We start from the raw sequence: 659 nt of genomic DNA on the forward strand, positions 1-659 counted from the left end.
CATGGATCCTGAGCAAGCCGTCTATGGCCCCCCTGGCAGGCACGTCATCGGCAGCGCGACGGACATGGCAGGCTACTACGACGAAGAGTCGTTCGACATCGTGGTGTCCAACGGCGTGATCGGCTGGGGCTTGAACGAGCGGAGCGGATTCGAGCAGATGATGGAGCAGTGCCATCGGGTGCTCAAACCAGGTGGGCTATTGATTCTCGGGTACAACGATACGCCGGAGCGGAAACCTTATCCGGTGGATATTGATCATGCCGGCTTGTTCGAGCCTGTGGTGCCGTCGATTCGGGGGATCACGCACTTCGAGCATCCGATGAACGACAGCTACGCGCATGTGTTTGTTTTTGGCCGGAAGCGGAAAGTGGTGGCACAGACGGCTTGACGCTTCTGTGCGGAGAAAACATGACGCCGGCCTTGTGCCGGCGTCATGTTTTTGGCGCCATCGATCTCTTCAGGCTGGCCCAGGCAAACAACATTGCAGTACCGCCGCCAGGGTCGCCTTCACCTTGCCCACGCGTAACCGCAACGGTCGCGTCATTCTGAAATCAGGCGGCGCCTCGCGCGCGTCCACTCCATTTCTCTCTCATCCCATTCATATCAAGCGCACCGCTGATTAGCCTCTTGCGATCAGGACCGCAACGGCCCTGACGGCT

Annotated in this window: 1 protein-coding gene; it reads left to right on the forward strand. The window is 59.3% G+C overall.

Going from position 1 to position 659, the window contains the following annotated elements; translation table 11 throughout:
• Positions 1-388, forward strand: a 388-nt coding sequence (locus KDH83_RS31100; protein ID WP_212322958.1) for a methyltransferase domain-containing protein, incomplete at its 5' end; no start/stop codon positions are given.
• Positions 389-659: the final 271 nt, after the last annotated feature.

This window comes from Achromobacter sp. Marseille-Q0513 (assembly GCF_018195695.1).
GTDB lineage: Bacteria > Pseudomonadota > Gammaproteobacteria > Burkholderiales > Burkholderiaceae_B > Achromobacter.